Origin of the sequence: Flavitalea sp. (genome assembly GCF_035489435.1) — a bacterium.
Taxonomy (GTDB): Bacteria; Bacteroidota; Bacteroidia; order Chitinophagales; family Chitinophagaceae; genus DATHKG01.
Map to the genome: position 1 here is coordinate 115,195 of NZ_DATHKG010000020.1, position 19,960 is coordinate 135,154.

12 protein-coding genes are annotated in these 19,960 nt (G+C 41.5%); 5 read left to right on the plus strand and 7 right to left on the minus strand.

Annotated elements, in window-relative coordinates:
- Positions 1–4 precede the first annotated feature (4 nt).
- The 3 genes from VK664_RS03230 to VK664_RS03240 all read right to left on the minus strand — a co-directional run bounded on the left by VK664_RS03230 (position 5) and on the right by VK664_RS03240 (position 8,945).
- Positions 5–4,006, minus strand: a complete 4,002-nt coding sequence (locus tag VK664_RS03230; RefSeq protein ID WP_461397166.1) for a chemotaxis protein CheB — start codon at positions 4,004–4,006, stop codon at positions 5–7.
- 272 nt (positions 4,007–4,278) lie between these two features.
- Positions 4,279–5,997 carry a RagB/SusD family nutrient uptake outer membrane protein gene (locus VK664_RS03235; RefSeq protein WP_461397167.1) on the minus strand — a complete coding sequence of 573 codons (1,719 nt, stop codon included), beginning with the start codon at positions 5,995–5,997 and terminating at the stop codon, positions 4,279–4,281.
- 17 nt (positions 5,998–6,014) lie between these two features.
- On the minus strand, positions 6,015–8,945 hold the full coding sequence (locus VK664_RS03240) for a SusC/RagA family TonB-linked outer membrane protein (RefSeq protein WP_461397168.1): 2,931 nt from the start codon (positions 8,943–8,945) through the stop codon (positions 6,015–6,017).
- Here VK664_RS03240 and VK664_RS03245 point away from each other — a divergent pair.
- Positions 8,932–9,171, plus strand: a complete 240-nt coding sequence (locus VK664_RS03245) for a hypothetical protein (protein ID WP_461397169.1) — start codon at positions 8,932–8,934, stop codon at positions 9,169–9,171. The two genes, VK664_RS03240 and VK664_RS03245, sit on opposite strands and share 14 nt — an antisense overlap.
- 371 nt (positions 9,172–9,542) lie before the next feature.
- Positions 9,543–9,827: a GNAT family N-acetyltransferase gene (locus tag VK664_RS03250; protein ID WP_461397170.1), complete on the plus strand. Its 285-nt coding sequence runs from the start codon at positions 9,543–9,545 to the stop codon at positions 9,825–9,827.
- 167 nt (positions 9,828–9,994) lie between these two features.
- On the opposite strand, the gene VK664_RS03255 is transcribed toward VK664_RS03250, so the two are convergent.
- The gene (locus VK664_RS03255) at positions 9,995–11,167 is read right to left on the minus strand and encodes a Gfo/Idh/MocA family protein (protein ID WP_461397171.1); all 1,173 of its coding nucleotides are present in this window, start codon (positions 11,165–11,167) and stop codon (positions 9,995–9,997) included.
- 213 nt (positions 11,168–11,380) lie between these two features.
- On the opposite strand from VK664_RS03255, the gene VK664_RS03260 reads away from it, so the two are divergent.
- On the plus strand, positions 11,381–15,040 hold the full coding sequence (locus tag VK664_RS03260) for a sensor histidine kinase (protein WP_461397172.1): 3,660 nt from the start codon (positions 11,381–11,383) through the stop codon (positions 15,038–15,040).
- 174 nt (positions 15,041–15,214) lie between these two features.
- Positions 15,215–16,579, plus strand: coding sequence for a Gfo/Idh/MocA family protein (locus VK664_RS03265; RefSeq protein ID WP_461397173.1), 1,365 nt, complete (start codon positions 15,215–15,217; stop codon positions 16,577–16,579).
- Positions 16,580–16,596: 17 nt separating this feature from the next.
- Here VK664_RS03265 and VK664_RS03270 read toward each other — a convergent pair whose 3' ends face one another.
- Entirely contained in the window at positions 16,597–17,565 is a 969-nt protein-coding gene (locus VK664_RS03270; RefSeq protein ID WP_461397174.1) for an SMP-30/gluconolactonase/LRE family protein, read from the minus strand.
- Positions 17,566–17,830: 265 nt separating this feature from the next.
- On the opposite strand from VK664_RS03270, the gene VK664_RS03275 reads away from it, so the two are divergent.
- Entirely contained in the window at positions 17,831–18,799 is a 969-nt protein-coding gene (locus VK664_RS03275) for a family 43 glycosylhydrolase (protein ID WP_461397175.1), read from the plus strand.
- A gap of 18 nt (positions 18,800–18,817) precedes the next feature.
- On the opposite strand, the gene VK664_RS03280 is transcribed toward VK664_RS03275, so the two are convergent.
- Positions 18,818–19,297: a response regulator gene (locus VK664_RS03280; protein WP_461397176.1), complete on the minus strand. Its 480-nt coding sequence runs from the start codon at positions 19,295–19,297 to the stop codon at positions 18,818–18,820.
- A gap of 155 nt (positions 19,298–19,452) precedes the next feature.
- Entirely contained in the window at positions 19,453–19,704 is a 252-nt protein-coding gene (locus VK664_RS03285; RefSeq protein ID WP_461397177.1) for a YgaP family membrane protein, read from the minus strand.
- Between the last annotated feature and the right edge of the window lie 256 nt (positions 19,705–19,960).

The following is a 19,960-nucleotide window of genomic DNA, read 5'->3' on the forward strand; positions in this document are numbered from 1 at the left end:
TAGATTATAATGGTACTGGTAAACTGAAATAAAATATCGAACCTTTGCCCTGTTCACTTTCTACCCAAATTTCGCCTCCATGTCTCTTAATAATGTCAGCTGCAATAAAAAGGCCGAGGCCCATACCTGGTGAAGTAGGAATTGTATTATCATTATCCCTGAAGAAGCGTTCGAAAACTTTTTTCCTTGTCACTTCCGGCATTCCAATTCCAAAATCCTGGATACTCACAACAACCTTGTCTTCAGATTTCCTGGTACTGATGTCAATCTTTGCTGCTTCGGGTGAATACTTCACTGCATTTGAAATCAGGTTAAGCACCACCTGTTCTATCCGGTTCACATCGGCAAGTACCTGTGGACATGGCTGCAGATTAAGTTGCAGCTGGTGTTTTTTAAGTGTTCGCTGTATCTCTCCAACAGATTTTTTTATTAACTCATTGATGTCAATTTTTTCACGATGAAGCTTCATCTGCCCTTCATTGATCTTAGTTACATCAAGCAGGTCCGTAACCAACCCGGTTAACCTTTCTACCTGTGCGCCTAACCTTGGTAATATTTCTTTAGCTGATCCAATATTTTCCTCCTCGACCATGTCTTTGAGAAGTTCTGTATAAGAACTAATACTGGTAATCGGCGTTTTTAGTTCATGACTTGCTATGGCTATAAATTCGTCCTTATGATTATCTGATAATTTTCGGTCAGTAACATCAAAACTTACTCCCGCCGCCTGGACCGGGTCTCCCGTTGAATTGTAAAAAGCTCTTCCAAACACACTTATCCACCTGATTGAATTTTTATGACAAACCCTGAATTCGATATTCATTTTGCCTGATTGCGCAAGTTCGCTAAATGCATTTGCCAAAAGATCTTTGTCTTCATCAACAAGATTTTTGAAACTATCATTTAGTTTTGCTTCGGCAGCCAGGGAGTCGAAGCCCATCAATTGATCATATCGATGGCTGCGACGAAAACGGCCTGTTTCAATATTCAAATCCCAAACGCCCATCTGTGCAGCCTCAAGTGCTACATTCAGATTTTCCTGTGCTGATTTCAATTGCTCCTCTTCTTTCTTTCGACGACTTATATCAATGAAGTTAACTACTGCCAGCTTTGTCTCGGTCTCCGTATCAACTATACGCACAGTATTTAATGAAAGATACCTGGTCTGGTTATCTACCATAATAATCACCTCCTTATCCTGTACCCTCACTCCCTTCAGGGTTTCATTGATTCCAAACAGATTGATGAATTCCTGGTCGCCCAGGATATGGCGGGCGGCCGAGTTAGAAAAAACCACCTGCTCCTTATCGTCAACAATAATTATACCCGCAGGCATATTGTTTAATATAACATTCAGCCTTTCCTGTTCACCAGCTAACCGATCGATGAGATTTGCTTTATCCTGTTCATTTACTTTTGTTTCAGTGATATCTTCAATGGCTAATAAAATCCGCATTTGGCTGTCATTGTCGCCACTCATCCGCATGGCATTAAAAAGCAATACGCGGTCACCTAAAAAAGAAAACCTGCTCCTTACTTCAAAATTCTGAAATGCGATACCTTTTTCGATAATGAGTTTCAATTGTTTTTTCAACTCCTGTGAATGAAACATCCTGTTACCGATGTCTTTCAGATTATAACCCTCAACATCATCTTTCAACATCCTGAAAGTGGCGTAGAATGCCTTATTCGCAGTTTTTATGCGAAGATCTCTTGTCAATACAATTAAAGGTTCACGTATTGTTTCAACAATACCCTGGGTATAGTCTACAGATTCCTTGAGGTCGTGGTTTCTTAACTGCAACTCTTCATTGATGGTTATCAGTTCTTCATTGGTACTCTGTAATTCTTCCTTAGACGTTTCAAGTTCTTCATTAATACTTTGCAACTCTTCATTGGTTGATAAAATCTCTTCGTTTGCGGATTGCAATTCTTCTCTGGTTGCTTCAAACTCTTCATTCATGGACTTCATGTGAGCCCTGGCTTCTTTCAGTTCATTCTCAAGCAGGTTGATACGTTTTTGTTTCTGATCAAAGGTGGTAGTGGCTGAAACTGATTCTGACTTATCCGGTCCGGCTAACCCGGGATTAGTTTCGCAAAACACTATCAGGAAATACAACGCTTCTGCACTGAACTTAATCGGTGTTACTTCAATAATTGTTTCATTTTGACCATCCTGATTCAAATTCAAGCCTTCTTTTTTTGCTGCGATGCCTTCGGTTTTAGCGCGCTGAATCAATCCTCTTAATTCAAAGATCAATTCATCCTTGACCATCTTTAAAAGATGCAGGCTTGCTTTCCCCGCTGCCGGCTGGAGATAGGTGTTTACAGGGCCATTAAACCTCACTATCTGGAGATCTTTGTTTACCAATATGGATGCCGGCACATATTTGCTCAATAAAATCTTGTCGGTTTCTTTTTCAATATCGAGGTCAGGCCTGCTGACCGGAATCTTTTCGTTTTGATTAACCGTTTCGTTAGATGACAGCTTTTGCGGTCTTGAAAAAAAATCAAAAGGCAGGTGTGTATTCACTGCCCGGTTTGTGTAGATTTTATGCTCCTTGTCAACGGTTTCAAACATTTCCGTTTCAGATCCTACACTTTCAGATTTCCCTAAAATAAGATAGGATGAAGGTTTCAGGGCATAATGAAATGCCTGTAGTATTTTTTTCTGTGCCGTTGCCCCAAGATAAATCATCACATTCTGGCAGCTGATTAAATCGATTTTTGAAAATGGAGGATCTTTCAAAAGATTATGCGTTGCGAATATGCAGATATCGCGCAGAGGTTTGATGATCTGGTAACGTCCGTCAATTTTTAAAAAATATTGTTTGATGAGCGCTGCAGGTAGATTTTGAAGAGCTGTTATAGGATAGATACCGGCACGTGCTTTATCTATTGCAGTCTCACTAAGGTCGGTACCAAATATCTGTATTGAAGTGCCCAGGGCTTTTTCGCCGAGGTATGCAAATAATGCGATAGCCATAGATCCTACTTCTTCCCCACTTGCACATGCAGGGATCCAGATCCTTATAGTGTCCGAAGGCTTGCGGTTTTTGAACAATTGGGGGAATATCCTTTTCTTCAAAACATTAAGCACGGCAGGCTCACGAAAAAAACAAGTTACGTTAATAAGCAGATCACGATACAGCAGGTCCGCTTCGGCAGGATTTGCCCTTAAGTAGCGGTTGTAATCTTCCAATGATTTCTGCCTGTTCAGGGCCATGCGACGCATTATCCTTCTATCTATCGTTGTCTGCTTATATTGAGAAAAATCAACTCCTGAAGTATTATATAATAAGGACTGAATCTTTTTCAGTTCTCTTTTATTGGTTTCGAGCTTGTCAAGTGATCCAAACTTCGTGTAATCGTGGCTTGCGAAAGAGGCAAGTTCCTTGGCTATTGCGGCAGGTGACATCACAAAATCAACATAACCGGATTCATAAGCGTTCCTCGTCATGCCCTGGAAAAGTGCCGTGTCATCCTGCGCGAAAGTGATACCACCATTTGCCTTGATGGCCTGCACGCCAGCAGTGCCATCTGAACCGATACCGGAGAGTATAACCGCAATTGCCGTGTTTTGATAAACGTTTGCCAGTGTTTCCAAAAAGTGGTCGATCACCGGAATCCTTTTATCAGCTCTTGAGCGACCGGATAAAGAAAGATGCCCATCAACGATGATCATGTAAGTAGCCTGGGGAATTACATAAACATTATTCGCCTCGATTTTGATGCCATCCGTCACCTGGTGAACCTTCATGGCCGTTTTTTTCTCCAGGAGTTCAGGCAGGATACTTTTGTGTTCCGGAGACAGATGCTGAACAATCACATATGCCATACCAAGATCAGGCGAAAGATTCGAAAGCAAATTCATAATTGCCTCTATGCCCCCGGCTGATGCACCTATACCGACTACCGGAAAAGGTGCATGCGGAGGCTGCGACTTTGATTGTCCAGGTAATTTGTCAGTATTTGTATCTTTTTTTATCGATTTTTTCGTTTTCAAACTTCTTTATTTGTGTTCGCTGTTGAGTGGTTTAAGCAGGGCGGAATTAATAAGGTAGGATAATAATCGCATCTGCAGAAATCCTCTTACATTAATAAAACACAAACTTATGAGCAAAGATAAAAACAACTATGAAAAGGGAGTTTTCCATTGCCTCTGCCCAGGGTGTAGACAAAGATCGCACCTTTATTAAACGAAAAAAGAATGGATTTTCCATTCTTTTTTCGTTTAAACCAATGCACGGTATTAGATATGCAAATTATAAGAGCTGTCTAATAACCTGGATTTTGTTTGTAATGAGGATTAATATTAAGTACAGCCTGTCCGATCGGAAAGATCTTTGTATGATCATCGGCATCGGGCTGTTTGTCCCACCAGGTTCCGGTATTGAATACACCCCAGCGGATCATATCTGTGCGCCTGCGTCCTTCAACCAGGAATTCTCTTCCCCATTCATCCAACATTTCAACATCAGTCAACTGGCTACCTGTTACATTATACAGGCTTGCAGAACCGGCTGGATAATTTCTTTTTCTCACGGCGTTTAACAATACTGCAGCGGCTGCCTTATCACCCGCACGGTATTTACATTCTGCGAGTGAATAATAAACTTCCGCAAATCTTATTTCTGCATAAGCCGATGTAATTTTATTGGGATCATCTGAAGGATAATAAGGATACTTAACCGGCCAGAGACCTGAGTTCTGATCAGCATGGTTCATATTTGACTCCTTATCGGCCGGTGCTGTACCGGGAGGGGTATATAAAAAATGACCGACTGCATCCCTGGCAAACACGGTATATCCGCGTGTGCTCTTAACTGTATCAGTTCCTCCCCCGGTTTTCGGATAGGTCAGGTAACCAAACAGAAACATTCCTTCCCTTTTGCTGCCACCAAGATTTTTATATTTTTTCAATCGCAGGTCATCAGGATATTTTTGGAACTTAATAAATGGTTTTCCTAACGCAAATGGATATTCGACACTATCGACATTTCTTCCAGGCTGCATGGCATAACGTGTATTCATTCTTCCAAAATCCTTGAACCCAAAATAATCTCCTGTGTTATATGGTGCCATCCAAAAATACATCCCACCATCATACTGCCAATGAGTAAGTCCGAAACTACCCGGGAATCCGTAAATAGTCTCAGGCGAAGTGCTATTGGTATAATCAAATGGAGCATCCCAGCGGCTTTCAAGACCATAGGTTCCATATTTCCCATCAATCAGATCCTGTGCGATCGTAGCGCATTCAGCAAACTTATCTTTATTGATATAAATTTTTGCATTGAGATAAAGACGCATAAGTAGTGCTGCCGCACCGCCTTTTGTCCATCTTCCAACTGAATTCACACCAAGTTGCTGGCGTGTAGGTAGTCCGGGAATCGCTTCCAGTAATTCTTTTTCAATGAAGGCAAACACCTCATCAGGCGTTGACTGTGGCGGCGATAATTTTTCGCCTTTCACTTTTACAACAATTGGAATGTTACGATACATATCAAATGCCCGGAGATTAAACCAGGCTCTTAGTGTTCTTAACTCAGCAATGAAACCATTTTTTTCGGCTTCGGTAATATTGAATTTAACAGGATCAATCCCCTGGATGTCTTCCAGCGAGTTTGTGGTCAGGTTTATGCCAGTAAACAAAGCGTTAAACATGGTACTGGTATAATTATCCTGGATGGTCCATGTATGATAGTGAGCGCGTTGATAAAGACCACCATCGAACCAGTCTCCTTCACGGTTTGGTGTCATCAGCTCATCCGTTGGCAGTTCCTGGGCATGAAACAAGCCATCACCCTGGATCGACCAGTAGGCATGTTCAAAAGGTCTGAGAAAATCACGGATAAGATCATCTTTTGTCTGAAGAAAGTTTTCTGAAGTGATGCGATCATATAACGTTTCATCGAGTTTTGTACAGCCTGCATTGAATAATACAAGGACAAAACTAAGGGGTATCAGCTTCCTGTATCTGTTTAATATTTTCATAATAATTAATAAAAAGGTTAGAAATTAAATTGCAGTCCTGCCAGTACCTGGAGTGATGAAGGATAATAGTCCCTTGTTCCCCCTCCGTTGGATGTCGCTATGCCTGGTGTTAATCCATTTACCTGCACAGACTCCGGGTCACCACCGGTCCAATTCGTAAAAGTGTACAGGTTTCTACCGGTAAGGTATATGCGGGCTGACTGCAGGTATTTTGAACTTGATTTATAGGTATAACCCAGGGTTACATTGTCAATCTTTACAAAACTTCCGGATTCAAGAAAGTAATCAGACAAACTTGAATAGGTTGCAGCATTTGTAAGTTTAGAATACTTACTACCATCATATGCAGAAGTCAGCACATTTGCACCTGATTGGGTTACCGGTGTGCCGGCATAGAAGGCAATGGAGTTGAAGAGCTGGTATCCAAAAGCGCCACGGAGAAATATATTCAGATCAAAATCTTTATAGGTGACGGTTTGACCCAGGCTGGCTGTGAATTTTGGCAAGCCGTTACCCACATACTGTTTGTCATCAATCTTGGCAGTGTTGCCTGGAATTGGTTTGCCGGTTTTGTCGTAAACAAGCAGCCGGCCAATTGAATCAACTCCTGCTGATCTCAGCATATAGAAACTACCAATGCGACGGCCCTCTTCCAATCTTTGTGCCGTACCTGGGGTTCCGGGTGAAGGCATACTAACCATATCAACAAATTTTTGCCCCTGGTAGGTATCATTTGAAAATGAAACGAACTTATTGTCATTCGTGGCTGCAGCAAAGGCAACTGAATAATTCACGGCCTTATCTCTCACAACATCTGCATTCAATTGGATTTCGAACCCTGAGTTCTCCATGGTACCAACATTCGCAAATGTGGTTCCCCTTACGTTTGGCGGGATAGGAACTGCGTAATCGCCAAGCAAATCCTCATTCCGGCGGATATAGTAGTTTATACTACCTGCAATCCTGTTTTTGAATAACTGGAAATCAAGACCCACATTAAAATTGATTGCCTTTTCCCATCGTAGATCATAGTTGGTGTTTTGACTTGGTCCCCAGACCTGGTAGGAGGTTCCATTATACAGGAAATATCCGAAGCCGGAATAGGTATCAAGAGAAAGGTAATTTCCGAAGTCCTGGTTACCTGTTTCCCCATAGTCAGCCCGCAGCTTTAACTCATCGATGAATGGAATATTGCCAAAGAATTTTTCGTTGGATATCCTCCAGCCTGCTGAAGCAGCGGGAAAATAACCCCATTTATTTTCAAAGCCGAATTTTGAAGAACCTTCACGACGAAGACTTCCCGACAAATAATATCGGTTACCATAGTCATAGTTCAGTCTTCCAAAAAAGCCAATGAGTTTTGAATCATTTTTATATGAACCAACATTATTATTTCCGGCAAGCAGGTTCCAGGATCCTGTGCCAAGGTTATTGTAGGTCAGTACATCTGATGGGAATCCCTGGTTTGACCCATTAAGGCCGGAGCTGTTGAAATAATAATATGAGTAACCGCCTAACAGTTTAATCGAATGTTCTTTCAATTTAAGGCTATAGTTCCCTATCCATTCAAAACTGCGCTGATCGTTTTTTACATATTCGCGGCTTCCGGTATTGCGGCCGCCGTTTGAGTTGATGAGGCTTGTATTATAGGAAGGAGTAAACCCAAATCTGAAAAAGTCCTGGGTTTGCTGACCAAGTGTCACTTGTGTGAATAGATTTTTGAGGATATTAAGTTTAAATGAACCGCTCCAGTCAAGATATTTTCCTTCTGAGCCGCTTAAAACAGTGTTTAACTGATCTACAGGGTTAGCTGCACCACTAAAACCCGTACGGATATTGAAGTATTTGTTTGGATTTAGGGTGTCCATAACCGGTATGGTAGGGCTCAGTGTAATACTTTGGCTGAATGCACCATAATCTGCATTGTTTGATTTGAAATACCTGGGTGCAATGGTTATTGCTACAGAATAGAGATTATTTGCTGAAGCATGATTAAGATTTAATCTTGCTCCATATTCTTCTTTGGAAGAACGGAGTTCCAGTCCTTGCGCATCCCTATAATCCATTGAGACCAGGTAGTTGGTGCGGGAACTACCGCCGGAGAATTGCAGGGTATGTTTATGCGAAACCGCCTGCTCACGGCTAACGGCTTCAAACCAGTCTGTGTTTCCGCCAAAATCAACACCTCTTTTTTGCTCCAGGAATTGATCGCGGTTCAGCACTTTGAGCCTGTTTGTTGGCGCATCGAAGCTTATGTATCCATCATAAAATGCACGTGGCTTTTCAGAGCCTTTTTTTGTAGTAATAAGTATGACCCCGTTACTTCCACGTGTGCCATAAATCGCGGAAGCAGCACCACCTTTTAGTACATCGATAGATTCTATATCATTCTGGTTAAGGTTGTCTATGTTACCGCCCGGGATACCATTGATAACATATAAAGGACCAAGGCCGGCACTTCTGGATGATGCTCCGCGAAGCTGTATGTTGGGCGATGAATTTGGATCTGCTGCCGCAGTGTTGACTACTGATAAGCCTGCTACTTTGCCTTGCATCGACATCAACGCACCATTGCCGCCAACTGATAAGAGGTCTTTTGATGACAGGTGAGTAACAGCACTGGATACTTCTTTTTTATCCAATGTGCCGTAGCCGATCGCAACAACCGTAACATCTTCCAGTGTTGAAGCGCTGCTTCTTAGTTTGATGTCGTAACTGGCAGCTGTGCCTACTGAAATATCAGTAGATTCAAAGCCTACCGAGGTAATAACGAGCACATCACCACTTTTTGCAGAGATTGAAAATTTGCCCGCCGCATCGGTTGAGGTTCCTTCTGTTGTCCCTTTCAGCTTTATGCTTGCACCAGCAACAGGGCTGTTATCCTTTGAAATTACCGTACCCGAAATCTTTTGTCTTTCCTGGCAAATAACTGCTGTGCTGAATAACATGCAGGAGAAGAAGATAATTAATCGCTGCCTGGCACTACAGCAGCCTGACGATCTCCGGAGAAATCTTGCCAATTGTCTTGATACAGTCATTATGGTTGATTTAAATGGTGACTTGGGTAAGTTGGATGCTTTTATTGGAGCTGCATGGACTGAAACTGCATGGAATGGAGCTGCATGGACTGAAGCTGCATGGACTGATGAGGTCATTTGGGAGCTGAATATCTAAGAATTGTGAGACATCTTATATATGTGCGGGAGTATGTATAAATTCTCATACAAGTTAGCTTATCATTTAGCTTTTCGGTTTGCGATAGTTGAAAACGCACCGACTTTTCAATTACATGTCGACGATTCAAAATTCTATAGAAAAAAATTCGGCGCTGTAATGTAGTAGAATATGCAGATTAGAGAGATTAAAATCTTCTTAACTTGTAGGAGATGTCAAACATTCTTTGTAAATCATAGCCCAATACAAACAAGTATGTTTGTATCAACAGCATGTTTGGTTATTTATTTCGCTGGTTTTGTTATTGCAATTATAAGTCAATAGATATAGTCAATAGAAATAGTCAATAGATATATTTAAATATGTATATTATGGATAACAATATTCAACACGAACAATTCGGTTCAGGAGGAGTATTTTACTACACATACGAGGGTAATCGAGTGGGAGAGATGCATTACCGAATGTCTGGTCAGGATAAAATGATTATAGACCATACCGAAGTCGACGAAAAAATGGAGGGGCATGGTATAGGTAAAAGTTTACTGGAAGCGTTGGTTGAATATGTTCGTGAAAAAAAGATTAAGGTAATTCCGCGATGTACGTTCGCGCAAGCCACTTTCCAAAAAATGAAAGAATGGCAGGATGTACTTTAAGAGAATTATGAATTATGAATTATGAATTATGAGTTATGAAAAAGTGATGAGTGACGAGTTAGGAATTCATAACTAATTCATCACTCACTCATAACTCATCACTCACTCATAACTCATAACTCATCACTAAACTCACCACTCAACACTTACCACTCACCACTTACCACTCACCACTTAAAGGGCTTCGCTTGTTTTTGCGCTTTCAACGCCAGCTCGGTTGCCAGGAAACAATGGGCCTGGGTCATTGCGGTTTCGGTTCTGTTGAGTACATCGTTCACCAAATCTACCCCATAAGTAAGAGGTTCTTTGCTGCTATCAATATACTCGGTATCTTTTTGATTGACCACGAACAGGTGATTGCCACCCGCACGGCCGGCGATATCTATGTTTTTTCTTATCTCGATATATCCTTCTGTTCCAAGAATTGTTAACCTCCCGTCGCCCCAGGTTTTCAGGCCATCCGGAGTAAACCAGTCGACTCTTATATAACCCATACCACCATTACCTCTTATCATTACATCACCGAAATCTTCAAAAAGAGGATATTGTTTATTGTTTACATTTCCTACCTGCGAACTTACAATTTCGGCCTGGGTCGAACCTGTGAAATAGAGATATTGATCAAACTGATGTGAGGCAATGTCTGTAATTATTCCCCCGAAATATTTCTTATCAAAAAACCATGATGGCCTTGATTTTGGCGTCATCCGGTGAGGGCCGAGGCCGATAGTCTGAATTACTTTACCAATGGCACCTGATTTTACAATCTGGCCGGCTTTGACTGTTGCACGGTTCTCAAATCTTTCGCTATACATGATCGAATAAATACGACCTGTTTGTTTCTGGACCTTTCGAATTTCTGTTAGTTGATCAAGAGAAGTAATACCAGGTTTATCAGACATATAATCCTTTCCGCTTTTCATTACCCTGATGCCAAGGGGCCCTCTCTCGTCGGGTATCGCAGCACTTAATACCAGGTGAACAGATTTATCATCCAGTATCTCCTTTTCGTCTTTAGCAAGTTTTGCAGATGGATATCGTTTTTGAAATCCGTCTGCAAGATCTTTTTCTTTTGCAAAAAATGAAACAAGTTTACCACCACCCCGGGTTACAGCTTCAACCTGTGAATAGATATGGCCATGATTGATACCAATAACAGCAAAATTTATTTTGTCCTGGAAATTCTTTTTTGTTGAAATGTATGGGACATCATTTTCCGATGTTAGAACAGTTTCTCCGGCCAACAGTGTTTTTGGAATAGAAGAGAAAATAGTGAGACCAGCTGCGGAAGCTGCAGCATCAAGCAAAAATTTTCTCCTGTTACTTTGTGTTTTTTTCATATGTGAGCTTGTTTTCATTTGTAATTTAGGGAATTCGATCCAGCTAATTTTCTTTGGCCCTTGTCGTCATCTACACTTTAAAATCGTCCATTTGCAGAACCGGCTCTGCAGGTTACTCAAGAATTAGCATAAGCACTTTCCAAAACCTTAATTTCATCCGTGGATTTTATTTTTTTAAGACTGCTACGAACCACGTTTTTTTTAATTTTATCCATGATAATGGATCCGGGCCGCGTGTTGCTGGCTCAGCAGATGCCTGTTGAGTGGCGCGTTACGAATTATGATGAAAGCAAAGGACTCTCAAACAGGAAGATCACCCAGCTACTTGAAGATAATAAGGGCTATCTCTGGATCGGTACGCCTGACGGCCTGAACCGTTTTGATGGCTATTCTTTTAAGACTTTCCGCAAGATTCCGGACGATAGTACTTCGATTGGCGGAAATTATATTTCATGCCTGGCTGAGGATAAAAATCACAATATCTGGATCGCATTTTTAACGGGGGGCATCAGTTGCTATGAAGCGAAGACAGGAATGTTTAAAAATTATCCTCCAAATAACCTGGAAGGTTCCCTGCCTGCCGGCGAAATTTCTATGATCTATGCAGATCGGGACAATGAAATCTGGGTTGGTGTTACCCAGCGTGGATTATACCATCTTGACCAGAAGACATCTACCTTTTCCCAATACTCGATCAGCAAATTTGATGATCCGTTTTATACACCACAACTAAAAAAAATATATAATACAGTTTACGCTATACTACAGGATGAGACTGGTTTATTTTGGCTTGCCACCCACGATGGTTTGTACAATTTTGACAAAAAAAACAAAGTCTTCACTGCCCTGCGCATGGGACCGCTAAAGGTTGGTATGCTCAGGAATGATCTTTTTAATTCGATTGTAACAGACAGTACGGGTTTCTGGCTCGGTAGCTGGGCAGGGGGGATATCTCATTTTGACAGGCGTAATAAATTATGGAAAACATATAAATATGATACTGCAAACAGTAAAAAGGCAACAGTAAATATCGTAAGTGATTTAACCCGGAATGCGAGAGGCGATCTTTGGGTAACCAGCCTGGATAAAGGATTCGGCATCTTTACGGTTTCGATTAACAGCTTCCTGTTTTTTGGCGACCATGATAGCTTTCATGCGAACATTCCTTCAAAACAATGTTATGGAGTGCTTGAAGACCGGGAAAAAAATATCTGGATCTCTCATATAGGAGGACTTACAAAAATCGAGCAGCGCAGAAGGTTGTTCCCCTTCAGAAAATTACCTGTAAAGCATTCAGACAACGGTGAGTATTATGACGTGAAAACTGTTCTTCATGACCGCGATAGCAACACAACATATATAGGTACAGCAAACGCAGACGGTCTTTATATTGTTGATGGTGAAAAACACGACACAACCCGGCTCTCATTTGCTGTCAGGAAAGGTGAGGAGCAGTTGTTAGTTGTCAGTGACATTTTGCAGGATAAGGCAGGCAGGGTTTGGGTGTTGACGCGGGATTATTTTTATCAGCTCAACAGGGAAAAAAAGAGGTTGATGCCAGTTTCGCTTGTTGTAAATGATAACAAAGAACGATCAGATAACCTCGGCCGTTTGATGGAAGATTCGCGTGGGCGTATATGGATTACTTCTTTAGTTAATGGTGTTTATGAATTTAACCCCGATTCACGGAAAGTTGAGCATTATGCTCACGAAGCAGGGAATAACGCGTCTATTGGCTCCGACGTTGTGCGTACTGTTGCTGAAGATGCGAATGGAAAGATCTGGTTTGGTGGTATCCGTGGATGCCTTTCGATATTTGATACGAACAGCCGCAGTTTTGAAAATCTTTTTCCGGACTATACGCGGCACAATTTGCTGGCCAGTAACAGGGTTTGGTCATTAAAGGCTGACAAACGTGGCAATATGTGGGTAGCAACGGATGTGGGTCTTTACCAGTTCGATTGCAGGAATAAAAAACCTTCAATAGTAAAACTTTATACAGCTGCGGATGGGTTACAAGCTGATGTGGCAACTGCTTTACAGCTTGATCAGTCTGATAATATCTGGGCGATCACACCAGTTTGTCTTTCGATGATAAACCCGCTGAATCGTACCGTTACCAGCTTTAATGCACAGGATGGTCTGATCAAAGAAGAAATTGGTGGAAGGCTTATGCAGGCACCGGGCAATAAAATGTATATGGCCTCTGTCGGTGGTTATTATATTTTTGATCCGGCCATTACAAGGCATTCAGGGAGTCAACCTGATGTTTATATAAATTCCTTCAAGATTTTCGATAAAGAAAGAAATTTTCAAAAGGAGCTTGTTGATGAGAACGAGATAAGGCTAAAGTCTAATGAAAACTTTTTTTCTTTTGAATTTGTAGCTATTGATTTTAACAGGCCCGAACGGCAGCTTTATGCTTATATGCTGGAAGGTTTCGATAAGGACTGGATCTATTCCGGAACAAGGCGATACGCAAGTTATACGAACCTTTCGGGGGGACAATATTATTTTAAGGTTCGCGCCAGTATCGGTGCAGGCAAATGGGGTAAAGTAACAGTTATTCCCGTGCGGATCAATCAACCGGTTTACAAAACCTGGTGGTTCATCTCGTCGACAATTCTTTTGTTTGGAGTGGCTCTTTTTCTTTTTATACGCAGCCGGAACAGGAAAATCAGGGAAGAAAGATCCGAAGTTGAAATCCAGACTGCCATCAATTATTTTGCTTCAAGTATCTATGAACAACAAACAGTTGATACGATTTTGAAAGATGTTGCGAAGAACTGTATATCCCGATTACATTTTGAGCATTGTGTTATTTACCTGCTGGATGAGCAGCAAAATATGCTTGTTCCCAAAGCGGTTTATGGTTATAACAACCCAAACCAATATACATTGGAAAATGCGCCGGCTATTCCAATTGGTAAAGGAATTGTGGGTAGTGTTGCCCGGAGTGGGCAGGGTGAGTTGATTGCTGACACATCTCTTGACCCACGTTATATTATAGGAGAAAAACAACGTTTTTCTGAAATAACGGTTCCCATGATTTCCGACGGAAAGGTGCTTGGCATTATCGATTGCGAACATTCTGTGAAGCAATTTTTCACCGAAAAACATTTGTCGATTCTTACCACCATCGCATCCTTATGTGCCAACAAGATTGTACGGGCTAAGGCACAGGAAGAGAAGGAGCAGACCAGGGAAATGTTGCTTACCACGCAGCAACGTATGGCCGATGCTGAAATGCAGGCTTTACGCGCGCAGATGAATCCGCATTTTATTTTCAATTGTCTGAATTCTATCAACCGGTATATTGTCAAAAGCGACCAGGCAACTGCTTCGCTTTATCTCACGCGTTTTGCCAAGTTGATAAGGTTGATTCTTGACAATTCCAACAGTAAAAACGTGATTTTATCAAATGAGCTCGAGGCATTAAAACTCTATATCGAAATGGAGGCCCTGCGCTTTGATAAGAAATTTGATTATCTCATTAATATATCCCCTGAAGTAAATGCCGACAGCATTGAAGTGCCACCACTTATCATACAACCTTATGTAGAAAATGCCATCTGGCACGGTCTGTTGCACAAGGACAGGGCCGGGCGCTTAAGTATTGAAGTTAGCATGAGTAGCGAAACGATGCTGCAGTGTGTTATCGAGGATAATGGCATTGGCAGGGCACACGCCCGTGAGTTAAAAAGTAAGTCTGCCACAACCCGGAAATCACTGGGCATAAAACTGACTGAAGATCGCATTTCACTTGTTAACAGGCATATGACCATGAGTGCGAGTGTAGACATCCTTGATATGACCCTTCCTGACGGACAGGCTGCGGGAACAAAAGTTATTATCAAAATACCTGTTATGTAAAAACGGTAAACCTCTCAGTTTATCCTTGCAGGTATTGTCAAATATCCGGATACAGAATCCCTTTTGGTATTGTATGTTCCCTTTTGGTATTGTATGTTTCTTAAATTACTTAACTTGGTCCAATAGCCGGCTTTGACCGGCACTCCATTTTTGTAAAATTTAATAATGAGCTGCATGCAAACATTTGATCTCAACAGACGACGCTTTATTAAAGGAGCAACTGCTTCACTTGCCCTCGCGAGCCTGAATGCGAGCGGCATGAATGTGTTCAATGCCGATAAACAATACAATGTTGGATTGATTGGTACCGGCTGGTATGGTAAAAGTGATTTATTCCGCCTGATCCAGGTTTCGCCGGTGAATGTTGTTGCGCTTTGTGATGCCGATAAAAACCTGTTGGCTGAAGCCGGCAAAATGGTTAGTCAGCGTCAGAAATCAAAGCAGGTACCGAAGCTTTATGGGGATTATAGAAAAATGCTTGCTGAAAATAAACTCGATATCGTTTTAATAGGTTCACCCGATCACTGGCACGCAATGCAGGCAATTGAAGCTTTGAAATCAGGCGCACATGTATATGTTCAAAAACCCATCAGCGTTGATGTACTTGAAGGTGAAGCTATGGTTGCTGCCGCCCGCAAGTACAACAAAGTGGTGCAGGTAGGTACGCAGCGTAAGAGCACACCACACCTGATTAATGCAAAGAAACGAATTGTAGATGCAGGATTACTTGGAAAGATTTCACATGTGGAGATGTGTTGTTATTTTCATATGCGCAATAATGGCAACCCGGCTATGCAGCCTGTGCCTGAATTTTTTGATTACGAAATGTGGACTGGTCCGGCACCACTAAGGCCCTTTGATGGTTTACCCCATGTCAGATGGTGGAGAACTTTTAAAGAATACGGTAATGGAATAACAGGCGACATGTGTGTGCATATGTTCGATACCGTTAGATGGATGTTAAAACTCGGCTGGCCAAAAAGGATCAGTTCAACCGGTGGCATCTATGTGCAAAAAGAAGGGAAGTCGAATATTTCAGATACACAGTCTGCGTTATTTGAATATGATGATCTCAATTGTATCTGGCAACATCGTACCTGGGGAACACCGGCTGACCCCGCATATCCATGGTCTTTTAAAATCTATGGAGATAAAGGAACTTTATCAGCCAGTACCATGCAATACGATTTTGTACCGGAAGGGAAGGGTGAGAAAATCCATGAGGATGTCGTATTTGAAAAAGAAAAATATCCTGAGGATCTGACTGAACCGCAGATCGAATTAAATGCTGCGCCTGCGACCCGTTTGCATATGTTGGATTTTCTAAACGCCATTGAAAAAAATACCAGGCCCGTTGCAGATATCCAGGAAGGTCACATAAGTACCGCCAGTTGCATACTCGCAAATCTGTCAATGGAACTTGGCCGTCCGCTGGTTTACGACCCGGCAACAAAAACAATAAAGGGCGACGAAAAGGCAACGGCTATGCTCAAACGAAAATACCGTGCTCCGTGGAAACATCCTTCCGAAGGGGCATAGAGTCATTTTGTTAAGGCTTAATAACCTTTGACTTTCATTTTTAGCGTAAATACGGATTCAGATGCAGTTATAAAAAGCACATCCTTGTCTTTCCCTGAAAAACAAAGATTTGCTGTCCAGTTTGCCGGTACAGGAATCTGCGCGATTTTTGTACCGGCAGGATTGTACACAGTCACTCCCTTTCCTGAAAGATAAAGATTGCCGTTACGGTCTATTGTCATTCCATCTGATCCCTGTGGAGCAAATAATTTTTTGTCTGAAAGTTTGCCATCTGCCTGTATCCCGTAACGGTAAGTTTTGCCGGCACCGATGTCGGCAACGAACAGATATTTCCCGTCTCCTGTACCCACGATACCATTGGGTCTTTGAAATGTGGTGTCTACCGGCTCGATTTTCCCGCTTTTCTTGTTATAATAGAACAAGTATTGTCCCGGTTGTTCCTGCAGGGTATGTTTCCAATAGTCTCTTTTATAAAACGGATCGGTGAAATAGATGTCGCCTTTGGGATGTATCCATAGGTCATTAGGCCCATTCAGACGTTTACCGTTGAAATCTTTTACCAGGACTTTAGTCTTTTTTGTTGTGGAAATCTGCCATAGCTCATTGTTTTCATCAGCACAGGAGATGATATTACCTTTTCGGTCTATGTACAATCCGTTTGATCTTCCTGCGCCTGCGAAAAACAGGGTAAGATTACCCTTTGTATCGTATTTCCAGATATTATTGTTGGGCTGATCTGTAAAATAGACGTTGCCATTTTTATCGGCTGCCGGTCCTTCTGTAAATTTGAACTGGTCACTTATTTTTTGAAGTTCAGCACCAGGGGCAACTACCGGGCTGGTATCCTGGATTTGCTTTCCCAGCGATTTGGAATGGCGCTGCGGGTGACTTTCATATTTACCAGGTCTGGAAATGTCATTAAGTCTGGGTGTTGCAAACACAGCAGTGAAAATCAGGATCGATGGTATTATCAGGTTACTAGTCATGTAGTGAAATTATCAATTAAGGTAAACTAAGATAATGCCTTGAATTCAAATTCAGGCTTTCGAATTTCAGGCCGGTCGAAAACTTAAAAAGAACAAATTGAATAAATAAAAAGAACATATTAAATAAGTAGACATGATTTCAGAATAGCCTCACGGAATTTCAAAAAAGTTAAAAACCATTATTTTGGATAAGTATCTCAGCGGGATGACCTAAAATCCTGTATTTTGAAGCCGCATAAAATTTTTGCACCAATCAATAAACCAAGTGAAAAAACTGTTTCTGTGTACTTTCATGATAGCGCATTTTGCGATCGGGGCCAGCGCCCAGGCAAGTAATGATACCACAAATGCACCGATGTCGGTACTTACCGGTGTGTTCGCGGATCCGCACATTGCTGTGTTTGGAAAAAAGTATTATATCTATCCGACTACAGATGGTAGTAATGGATGGAATTCGATATCGTTTTCTGTCTGGTCGTCCAGTGATTTACAATATTGGACAAACGAAGGGGAGGTGTTTAATGTTGCCCGCGATTTAAGCTGGGCAAATACGAAAGCCTGGGCTCCGGCAATCGCTTTCAAAAATGGCAAATACTATTTTTACTTTTCGGCAGATGGAAATATCGGGGTTGCGGTCGGTGATCAGCCCAGGGGACCGTTTAAGGATGCTGTTGGAAAGCCACTGGTTGCTAAGGGCTCATTTCCTGGCCAGATGATAGATCCTATGGTTTTTACAGATGATGATGGGGCCTCGTATCTTTTATTTGGACAAGGAAATTGCTATGTGGTCAAATTAAATGAAGACATGATTTCCTTTGATCCGGCCGGGGTAAAATCATTCAAACCTATCGCATACAATGAGGCTCCATTTATGTTAAAAAGGAATGGAAAATATTACCTGATGTGGTCAGAAAATGATACCCGTGATCCAAGATATTGCGTGTCTTATGCAACAGCTGATTCACCGCTTGGTCCTTTTACAAAAGCCGAAGGTGGACCAATACTCAAGGCGAAAGGGGTTGTTAAAGCTGCAGGTCATCATTCAGTTCTGCAGATACCTGGAAAGGATGAATGGTATATCGTTTATCATCGCTTCAAGATCCCTGGTGGAAATGGTTTCAACCGCGAAACATGTATCTCGCCGATGCGTTTCAATGCAGAAGGGAAGATACTGCCAGTAAATGTTTTTGAAAAAGTAAAAGCAGTAAAGATTAAAGGATCGATCCTTAAATAACATTCTGCCAGGTTTATGTTATATTGAGTTGGGATGCTTGCAGACTTTCCAATAAGAAATAATCTGATCAAGTAGTGTAGACAACTCGGTTACACTGTTTGGTTTAACAAAATAGCCCTGTACCATCATCTCATATGCAGCAACAACAGTGTTTTTGTCACTGCTGGTCGTCAGGAAAATAAATGGAATGCTTTTCTTCTTCAGCAGAGGATTTTCATGGATCTTCCTTTTGAATTCTATTCCACTGATCCCAGGCAGGTTAATATCGCAGATGATGAGGAAAGGTTTTTTTTTAGTTTCTTCCAGGAATTTGTAAGCGGCTTCAGCTGCATCAAAATATATCACTTCATTTTCAATGGCAAGACCGCTGAGGGTATTTGTATAAAATTCCTGATCATCTTCATCATCTTCGATGATCACAATAGGCCCATTAAAACTCATCTGTTGACTTTTAAGAAAAGTATAATTGTTGAATGGCCGGTTTGTATCCGGAAACATCTGGCCGGCCATTTTGTTGCTGACATAAATTACGACATATTTCGTAAACTCTTGTTATAGTGATCTCATCATAATAAAAAAGCCCACCGAACTGCATTGCATAGTCGCAATGCTTTTTAGCGGGCGTCTGAATTATTTGTCAACCTGTAGCCAAATTAATTATGACTAATTCCCAGGGCTTTGTTTAAAGGGCGCAATCCTGATACTGCTTTCAAAATCAACACGGCACCGCTACCGATTTTTATCCATTTACTTAATGATGAACCCTTTTTTTCCATCATTGCCATCCCTATTATCACTATTCCACTCAGGGCAGATACAATTCTTCCGGTATCACTTATGTTATTCGTATCCGCTGAGTTAAGCAGATCTTTCGGTGAGTTCAGCAAATCTTTAATTACGCTCATATGTTTTATTTAAAATTTTCCAATAATGTTTCACTAACGTTTAATACAATATTTGTGCAGTTTATTTTAATTTCTTAATTCCCTCTATTTGCCGGATTTAATATTGTAATGAGGAATATCAGCTTGATATTGTGGAATTTTCATAGCAGGGATTGGTGGCCTTTGGGAGGGCACAATATTTGATTTGCTGGCCGATTTCTGCAATTTCCTGGCTCCCGGACAGTTATCTTCGTTAAGGTATCCGGATCAAACAAGA